We start from the raw sequence: 8,287 nt of genomic DNA, 5'->3' as shown, positions 1-8,287 counted from the left end.
AACGAAAGGGGCAAGAGCGCTTTGGTTACTTTCGCGCTTTTCGAAAGTGACTCGCTGTAAGAGCGAAACCGCCAGCCGCCATCACCGAAGAAACGGATATGCCCACCATCCCGTCCACTCACCAGGCAGCTCCGCTCAATGCCCCCCCACAACCATATGACTAAACGGCGCCACATAAGCCTGCAACGTCACCAACCCCCCCACCAGAATCGCCAGAATGATGGAATGGAAGAACACATAACGCAGAATTTCCCCCTCATGCCCATACCAACGCGTAGCAGTGGAAGCCACCACGATCGATTGCGCATCGACCATCTTGCCCATGACCCCACCGGAACTGTTGGCAGCAGCCATCAACACCGGACTAAGCCCCAATTGCTCGGCCGTCACCCGCTGCAGCCCGCCGAACAGCACGTTGGACGCCGTGTCCGACCCAGTCAGCGCCACACCGAGCCAGCCGAGCAAGGTGCCAAACATCGGGTAAAAGATGCCCGTCGCAGCGAACGCCAGGCCCATGGTCGCGTCCAGCCCCGAATAGCGGGTGAGGAAACCGAGCGCGAGCATCGCGACGATGGTAATCAGCGAGTAACGCACGACCCAGATCGTGCGCAGATAGTGTTTGACCAACTGCGGGATGGAGTAACCCATCAACAGCCCGCCAAAGATCGCCGCCAGCAAGATGCCGCTGCCGGTGCTGGTCAGCCAGGTGAACTTGTAGACCGCGTCCTCGGTTTTAGGCGCAGGCACCACCGGCGGGACCTTTTCGATTTGCTGGTGGATCGTGCCGAAGGTGACGACCGGCGCAAAGATCGGGTTCGCTTCGCGCAGCGGTTTGCCTTGCGGATCGAGCTTGGCCGAGTGGGTCACGGGATCAATCGCCGGGCGGGTATCGAACAGGTTTTTGAAGCCTTGGGTGCCCCAGGCGAACACGAACACCGTGAGGATGATCCACGGCATCCACGCGCGCATGACCGCAGGCTTGGCATCACTGGCGAAGGTCGCGCTGGCGATGGGTTTCTCGTCATGCTCTTCGGCTATTTTGGAGTTGTCGACGCGCCCGGACAGCGCGGCGGAGGTGTGCACGGTCGCGGGTTTCCACACCTTGAGAAAACCGGTGAGGCAGGCCATGGAAATCAGCGCGGCGATCACGTCCACCAGCATCGGCCCGTGATAGTTGGAAACCAGGAACTGCGGCACGGCGAAACTGACCCCGGCGACCAGGATGGCCGGCCAGATTTCCAGCATCTTGCGCCACCCGGCAAAGGCCCAGATCAACCAGAACGGCACGATCACCGAGAAAAACGGCAATTGTCGGCCGACCATCATCGACAGTTCCATTTCGTCCAGGCCGGTCACTTTGGCCAGGGTAATGATCGGCGTGCCGAGGGCGCCGAACGCCACGGGCGCGGTGTTGGCGATCAACGCCAGGCCCGACGCCGCCAGCGGCGAGAAGCCCAGGCCAATCAGAATCGCGCCGGTCACTGCCACGGGTGTGCCGAAACCGGCAGCCCCTTCGAAGAAGGCACCGAAGCAGAAGGCAATCAGCAGCAGTTGCAGGCGGCGATCGTCGGTAATGCGTGCCAGCGAGTCCTGCAGCACTTTGAATGAGCCGTTTTCGGTAGTCAGCCGGTGCAGGAAGATGATGTTCAGCACAATCCAGCCGATCGGCAGCAAGCCGTTGGCGGCGCCGTAAAGGGCGGCCGAGCCTGCCATGTTCGCCGGCATGCCGAAGGCGAAAATCGCGATGACCAGCGCCGAGGCGAGGGCGAGCAAGGCCGCCAGATGGGCCTTGATGTGGAAAAAGGCCAGGGCTGCGAGCATCACCACGACCGGCACAGCGGCCATGATGGTTGATATGACCGGGTTGCCGAACGGATCGTAGATTTGCTGCCAGACCATGTTCCACCTCTGCTTTTTATTGTTGGGATTGCAGACCCCGAGGGGGCGGTGGCTTGTAGTATAGGTGGCATTACGCCGCTGTCTTGTGCCCCATAAATCACGCCTTTTGGCGGATGGGTCGAACTTGAAACAGGGGCTGCAGATCGCCTTTACTGGATTCAATCACCCGGAGGAACGCGATGATGACTGAGCGCCACATGGTTCATACGGAAACGCTGTCGAACGATTGCAGCATCAAGGTCAAGGCCGAGATCCTGCGAGACGGTTCGTTGGGAATGTTCATCGGGGTATACCGACCCGATGGCTCGGCCATTGAGGAGAATGATCACCCGGCGTTGCATTTTCTCGACATGGAGGCCGCGATGGAGTGGGGGATCGAGAAAGCCAAGGGTATCGGCAATGGGCAGCGGACGCTGTAGGGCCTGACTCTGGATGTGCGGTATGCCAGGCCCCGTGATAAAGGAGAGCTGACTGGCGGGCCTTGCCATAAAAAAGCCAAAAGAGTACAAATGTACTCCATGACGACTTTAACTCCCCGCCGTACTGCCATCCTGACGTTTATCCGTGATCGAATCGCGGAGCACGGTCAGTCCCCGAGCCTCGCTGAAATCAGCGAGGCCTTTGGTTTCGCCTCCCGCAGCGTGGCGCGAAAGCATGTGCTGGCGCTGACCGAAGCCGGTTTTATCGAGGTCAATCCGCATCAGGCCCGAGGCATTCGTTTGCTCGGGCAACCGGCGCGCCCCGAGCTGCTGGACATTCCGGTCCTCGGCCGGGTAGCGGCAGGGGCGCCGATCGGTGCCGATGCCGAGGTGCACAGCCGCTTGCTGCTCGACCCGTCGATCTTCTCCCGGGTGCCGGATTACATGCTGCGGGTCCAGGGTGATTCGATGATCGAGGACGGCATCCTCGATGGCGACCTGGTGGGCGTGCATCGCAACCCCGAAGCGCTCAATGGCCAGATCGTCGTGGCGCGGCTTGACGGCGAAGTCACCATCAAGCGTTTCGAGCGGGTCGGCGATGCGGTGCGCCTGTTGCCGCGCAACCCGGCCTATAAGCCGATCATCGTCGAGGCCGATCAGGACCTGGCCATCGAAGGGGTGTTCTGCGGTCTGGTGAGGCAAGGGTGATGGGCGCCGTCGTTGCGCTGGACACGCTGTTCAATGGCGGCCAGGTCTGGAAGGGCCGGCCTGCGCCACCGACGGTCAGCCCGCAACCCACCGGGCATGCGGCGCTGGATGCGGCGTTGCCCACTGGTGGCTGGCCGGAAGCGGCGCTGACCGAAATCCTCCTGGCCGGGCAGGGCGTCGGCGAGTTGCAACTGGTGTGGCCGGCGCTGGCGCGGTTGTCGGCGGCGGGTGAGCGCATCGTGCTGGTGGCGCCGCCGTACGTGCCGTATCCGCAAGCCTGGCAGAACGCCGGGGTTGATCTGCGCCAGTTGTCGATCATCCAGGCCAGCGAGCGCGATGCGCTGTGGGCGGCGGAACAATGCCTGCGTTCGGGCAGTTGCGGCGCAGTGCTGTGCTGGCCGCACAAGGCGGATGACCGCGCCTTGCGGCGCTTGCAGGTGGCGGCGGAAACCGGCTCGACCCTGGCATTCGCCTACCGCTCGATCCATGAAGCGATCAACCCGTCACCGGCCGCGCTGCGCATCGCCATTGATGCCAGGCCTGCGCAATTGCGCGTGCTCAAGTGCCGGGGCGGGTTGGCCCGCTCGGCGCCAATTGCCTTCCCTGTGGGGCATTGAGGTTGCCATGCGCTGGGTGTGCATTCTCTTCCCGCAATTGGCGCTGGACGCGGTACTGCGTCAGCGCCCCGATCCCGATGAGCCGCTGGCGCTGCTGACCGGTCCGGCGCAGCGTCGGGTGTTGCAGGCGGTCAACGCTTCGGCGCGGGCGCTGGGCTTGCGCCCCGGCATGTCGATGACCGCCGCGCAGGCCTTGAGCAAAGACTTTGTCACGGCGGAATACGACGCGGCCGAGATCGAGCACTGGCAGCAGTTTCTCGCGGCCTGGGCCTACCGCTTCAGCTCCCAGGTCAGCGTGCATTACCCACGTGCGGTGGTGTTTGAGATCGAGTCCAGCCTGGGACTGTTTGGCGACTGGCCGCAATTCGAAGCGCGCTTGCGCACCGAACTCGGCGAACTGGGCTTTCGTCATCGGATTGTTGCCGCGCCCAACCCGGTGGCGGCGCGGGTATTGGCCAATGCGTATGACGGTCTGGTGGTGCCGGACGCTCAAGCCCTGCAGCATCATCTGGGGCAATTGCCTGTCGACCGGATCGCTCTGGAGCCGGCAGTGGCCACGGCATTGTCGCGCATGGGGTTGCGCACCTTGAGCCAGGTGCAGGCGTTACCGCGACAGAGTCTGGCGCGGCGTTTCGAGGCCCAGGTGCTCAAGCATCTGGACGCGCTGTCTGGCGAACGACGGCTGGCGCTGGCGTTCTACCTGCCGCCGGACCGCTTCGATGTGCGCATCGAGCTCAATTTCGACGTGCAATCCCATCAGGCGCTGCTGTTTCCGTTACGCCGGCTGACCGGCGATCTGTCGGCGTTCCTGTGCGGTCGCGACAGCGGTGTGCAGCGTTTTGACCTGCATCTGGAACATGCCGGCTTGCCGGACAGCGTGATCAAGGTCGGTCTGCTCAGCGCCGAGCGCGATCCGGCGATGCTCTTCGAACTGGCCCGGGGGCGGTTGGAACAGGTTCAGGTCGAGGCGCCGGTGCGCGGGTTTCGTTTGCGCGCCGAAGACTTGCCGGCCTTCGTTCCGCAGTATCAGGAACTGTTCGATGATCGCCCGCAGCAGTCCTTGCCCTGGGAACAACTGCGCGAACGCTTGCGCGCGCGGTTGGGGGATGATGCGGTGCAGGGCTTGCGGTTCCAGGCCGATCACCGGCCGGAGTGCGCGTGGCAGGCCAGTGCCGAGAGCCAGCGCTGCGCGGTGATGCCTGGCGTGCAGCGTCCGGGCTGGTTGCTGACGGAGCCGCAAGCGGTACACGAAGGTTCGACGCGCATCCTCATGGGCCCGGAGCGTATCGAGTCCGGTTGGTGGGACGGCGCCGATGTGCGCCGCGACTACTACCTGATCGAAACCCGTTCCGGCCAACAGGGCTGGGCCTATCGTGCGGTTGGTGAGGACGGCCCGTTGTGGTTGCAGGGCTGGTTCGCATGAGCATTGATTATGCCGAGCTGCACTGCCTGTCGAACTTCAGTTTCCAGCGTGGCGCCTCCAGCGCCCTCGAACTTTTTCAGCGGGCGAAAAAACTGGGCTATCAGGCGCTGGCGATCACCGACGAATGCACGCTGGCGGGCATTGTCCGCGCCTGGCAAGCGGCCAAATCCGTGGAGCTGCCACTGATCATCGGCAGCGAAGTGCGCATCGAGAACGGTCCGAAACTGGTGCTGCTGGTGGAGAGCCTTGAGGGCTACCAAAACCTGTGCCGGCTGATTACCCGGGCGCGGCGTCGTTCGCAGAAAGGCCGGTATCAGGTGTTGCGGGAGGATTTCAACGAGCCTTTGCCGGGGCTGTTGGCGTTGTGGGTGCCGGATGCGCCGGATGATTTTCAAACCGGTCACTGGCTGAAGCAAACCTTCGCCGAGCGCCTGTGGCTGGCGGTCCAGTTACATCGCGGCCAGGACGATACCCGGCGATTGAGTGCGTTGATGACGTTGGCAAGGGAGCTGCGAATCCCGGCAGTGGCCAGTGGCGATGTGCACATGCACACGCGTGGGCGGCGCGCCTTGCAGGACACCATGACCGCAATCCGTCATCACCTGCCGGTGGCCGAGGCCGGGTTGCGCCTGCACCCCAACGGCGAGCGGCACCTGCGCAGCCTTGACGTGTTGCAATCGATCTACCCGCAAGCATTGCTCGATGAAACCTTGACCATCGTCCGGCGTTGCACCTTCGACCTTGGCCAGTTGCGATATCAGTATCCCCGCGAGCTGGTGCCCGAAGGCCAAACGGCCTCGTCCTGGTTGCGTCATTTGACCGAAGAGGGGATCGCATGGCGCTGGCCGAAAGGCCCGCAAGCCAAGGTGCTCAAACAGATCGACAAGGAACTGGAGCTGATTGCCGAACTGGGCTACGAAAGTTACTTCCTGACGGTTCACGACATCGTCCGGTTTGCTCGTGAGCAAAAAATCCTCTGTCAGGGCCGTGGTTCAGCCGCCAACTCGGCGGTGTGTTATGCCTTGGGAATCACGGAAATCGATCCGGATCGCACCACGCTGTTGTTCGAGCGCTTTCTCTCCAAAGAGCGCAACGAACCGCCGGACATCGACGTCGATTTCGAGCACGAGCGACGCGAAGAGGTCTTGCAGTACGTGTTTCAGCGTTATGGCCGGACCCGTGCGGCGTTGACGGCGGTGGTCAGCACCTACCACGCGGCCGGCGCGGTACGCGATGTGGCCAAGGCGTTGGGTTTGCCGCCGGACCAGATCAATGCCCTGGCCGATTGCTGCGGCCACTGGAGTGATGAAACACCACCGGTGGAGCGCCTGCGTGAAGGCGGTTTCGATCCCGAGAGCCCGGTGTTGCGCCGGGTGCTGAGCCTGACCGGGCAACTGATCGGTTTCCCCCGACACCTGTCCCAGCACCCGGGCGGTTTCGTCATTTCCGAACAGCCGCTGGACAGTCTGGTGCCGGTGGAAAACGCCGCCATGGCCGAGCGCACCATCATCCAGTGGGACAAGGACGATCTGGACGCGGTCGGTTTGCTCAAGGTCGATATTCTTGCGCTGGGCATGCTCAGCGCCATCCGCCGCTGCTTTGACCTGCTGCGACGGCACCGCAACCTTGATTTAAGCCTGGCGACGATCCCGTCCGAAGACCCGCAAACCTACGACATGATTGGTCATGCGGACACCATCGGCGTGTTCCAGATCGAGTCCCGGGCGCAGATGTCGATGCTGCCGAGGCTTAAACCCCGGAATTTTTATGACCTGGTGATCGAAGTGGCGATCGTCAGGCCGGGGCCGATCCAGGGTGGCATGGTGCATCCGTACCTGCGACGGCGGAACAAACAGGAGCCCGAGACTTACCCGTCTCCAGAATTGGAAGCGGTACTCAAGCGCACGCTCGGCGTACCGCTGTTCCAGGAGCAGGTGATGCAGATCGCCATCGTTGCTGCCGACTACAGCCCCGGTGAAGCCGATCAATTGCGCCGTTCCATGGCCGCCTGGAAGCGCCATGGCGGGCTGGAACCACACAAGGATCGCCTGGCCGCCGGAATGAAGAAAAACGGCTACACACCCGAATTCGCCGCGCAGATTTTCGAGCAGATAAAAGGCTTCGGCAGCTACGGATTTCCCGAGTCCCACGCCGCCAGTTTTGCCTTGCTGACCTATGCCAGTTGTTGGTTGAAATGCCACGAACCGGCGGCCTTCGCCTGTGCGCTGATCAACAGCTGGCCCATGGGTTTCTACAGCCCGGACCAGATTCTGCAGGATGCGCGCCGGCATCATTTGCAGATCCGCCCGGTGGACGTGCGTGCCAGCGACTGGGATTGCAGCCTCGAACCCGTCATCGGTGCGCAGCCGGCGATTCGCATGGGACTGCGGATGATCAAGGGTTTTCGCGAAGACGATGCGCGGCGTATCGAAGCCGCGAGGTCCAAGGGGGCGTTTATCGACATCGCCGACCTCGGCGAACGGGCGCGGCTCGATGCCCGTGCGCAGGAGCAACTGGCCGATGCCGGCGCGTTGCGTGGGCTGGCCGGTGATCGTCATCGAGCACGCTGGGAAGTGGCGGGGGTGCAGAAGCAATTGGGCTTGTTCGCCGGTTTACCGAGCCAGGAAGAGGACGCGGTGGCATTGCCCAAACCCACGGTGGGCGAAGACCTGCTGGCGGATTACAACAGTCTCGGCACCACCCTCGGCCCGCATCCACTGGCCCTGTTGCGGGGTGAGTTGAAAGCCCGGCGCTGTCGCAGTTCGCGGGAGTTGCTGGACGTCGAGCATGGCCGCCCGGTCAGCGTCGCCGGGCTGGTGACCGGACGGCAGCGTCCGGGCACCGCCAGTGGCGTGACTTTCGTCACCCTCGAAGACGAGTTCGGTAACGTCAACGTGGTGGTCTGGCGCGACCTGGCCGACCGGCAAAGGCAGGTGTTGGTCGGCTCGCAGTTGCTCAAGGTCGACGGGCGCTGGGAGAAGGAAGGCGAGGTGCGGCATTTGATTGCCGGACGCTTGAGCGACCTGAGTCCGCTACTGGATGGCATCAACGTACGCAGCCGGGATTTCCACTGAAGTAATCACACACCTGTAGGAGCGACCGGGCGGCGTTCCGTTTGCCGGCGATGGCGTCATAACGGCCACCACCGTTTCGCCAGCAAGCTGGCTCCTACATGATTGTGGGTATGCCGTTAATATTTCGCACAACACCGAACCTGTAGG

Annotated in this window: 6 protein-coding genes; 5 read left to right on the top strand and 1 reads right to left on the bottom strand. The window is 62.9% G+C overall.

Annotated features, from left to right (window positions below):
- Positions 1-135: 135 nt before the first annotated feature.
- Complete coding sequence (locus PMI32_RS02760; protein WP_008034496.1) at positions 136-1,899, bottom strand: L-lactate permease; 1,764 nt, start codon at positions 1,897-1,899, stop codon at positions 136-138.
- Positions 1,900-2,081: 182 nt separating this feature from the next.
- On the opposite strand from PMI32_RS02760, the gene PMI32_RS02765 reads away from it, so the two are divergent.
- The 5 genes from PMI32_RS02765 to PMI32_RS02785 all read left to right on the top strand — a co-directional run bounded on the left by PMI32_RS02765 (position 2,082) and on the right by PMI32_RS02785 (position 8,140).
- Positions 2,082-2,318 carry a hypothetical protein gene (locus tag PMI32_RS02765; protein ID WP_032829165.1) on the top strand — a complete coding sequence of 79 codons (237 nt, stop codon included), beginning with the start codon at positions 2,082-2,084 and terminating at the stop codon, positions 2,316-2,318.
- Between the two features lie 90 nt (positions 2,319-2,408).
- Positions 2,409-3,026 (top strand): transcriptional repressor LexA, encoded by a 618-nt coding sequence (lexA, locus tag PMI32_RS02770; protein ID WP_008034491.1) that lies wholly within the window; start codon positions 2,409-2,411, stop codon positions 3,024-3,026.
- Positions 3,026-3,643, top strand: a complete 618-nt coding sequence (gene imuA / locus PMI32_RS02775; RefSeq protein ID WP_008034486.1) for a translesion DNA synthesis-associated protein ImuA — start codon at positions 3,026-3,028, stop codon at positions 3,641-3,643. The genes lexA and imuA overlap by 1 nt, the downstream gene beginning before the upstream one ends.
- Before the next feature lie 7 nt (positions 3,644-3,650).
- Positions 3,651-5,066, top strand: coding sequence for a Y-family DNA polymerase (locus PMI32_RS02780; RefSeq protein WP_008034478.1), 1,416 nt, complete (start codon positions 3,651-3,653; stop codon positions 5,064-5,066).
- On the top strand, positions 5,042-8,140 hold the full coding sequence (locus PMI32_RS02785) for an error-prone DNA polymerase (RefSeq protein ID WP_162130735.1): 3,099 nt from the start codon (positions 5,042-5,044) through the stop codon (positions 8,138-8,140). The genes PMI32_RS02780 and PMI32_RS02785 overlap by 25 nt, the downstream gene beginning before the upstream one ends.
- The last annotated feature ends 147 nt before the right edge of the window (positions 8,141-8,287 follow it).

The organism is Pseudomonas sp. GM60 (genome assembly GCF_000282415.1).
GTDB lineage: Bacteria > Pseudomonadota > Gammaproteobacteria > Pseudomonadales > Pseudomonadaceae > Aquipseudomonas > Aquipseudomonas migulae.
The sequence above is the reverse complement of the archived record's forward strand: the minus strand, read 5'-3'. Positions and strand labels throughout refer to the sequence as shown.

What these genes read in the sequence shown, in the direction of transcription:
- PMI32_RS02760 (WP_008034496.1), bottom strand. Translation starts at nt 1,899, where the DNA reads ATGGTCTGGCAGCAAATCTACGATCCGTTCGGCAACCCGGTCATATCA.
- PMI32_RS02765 (WP_032829165.1), top strand. Translation starts at nt 2,082, where the DNA reads ATGACTGAGCGCCACATGGTTCATACGGAAACGCTGTCGAACGATTGC.
- lexA (WP_008034491.1), top strand. Translation starts at nt 2,409, where the DNA reads ATGTACTCCATGACGACTTTAACTCCCCGCCGTACTGCCATCCTGACG.
- imuA (WP_008034486.1), top strand. Translation starts at nt 3,026, where the DNA reads ATGGGCGCCGTCGTTGCGCTGGACACGCTGTTCAATGGCGGCCAGGTC.
- PMI32_RS02780 (WP_008034478.1), top strand. Translation starts at nt 3,651, where the DNA reads ATGCGCTGGGTGTGCATTCTCTTCCCGCAATTGGCGCTGGACGCGGTA.